The sequence below is a fragment of the Microvirga pakistanensis genome, from assembly GCF_004458765.1.
Classification (GTDB): Bacteria; Pseudomonadota; Alphaproteobacteria; order Rhizobiales; family Beijerinckiaceae; genus Microvirga; species Microvirga pakistanensis.
Genome location: NZ_SPJX01000486.1, coordinates 1 through 223 on the forward strand (window position 1 = coordinate 1; position 223 = coordinate 223).

At 63.7% G+C, this 223-nt stretch carries 1 pseudogene; it reads right to left on the reverse strand.

What is annotated here, in order from left to right:
* A pseudogene (locus tag E4K09_RS22010) lies at window positions 1-158 on the reverse strand (3-methyl-2-oxobutanoate dehydrogenase (2-methylpropanoyl-transferring) subunit alpha); the annotation flags it as partial.
* Window positions 159-223: the final 65 nt, after the last annotated feature.

The following is a 223-nucleotide window of genomic DNA, read 5'->3' on the forward strand; positions in this document are numbered from 1 at the left end:
GAAAAGGCAAGCTCGCGGATCGCTTCCGGATCCACGTCCACGTCCGGGCGGGGAACCGCCCCTGCCCGGGGAATCTTCACATTCGAGAAGTCGGGACTCCCGCCCGGGCGAACGGCCGGTTCGGGTACATGAAGGCTGAGGGGCTTGGGTTCAGACATGACCTTCCGCAATTCCTGAAGGCTCATGCTACCATGCCCCATGCGCAATCGAGAAGAGCGCCGGC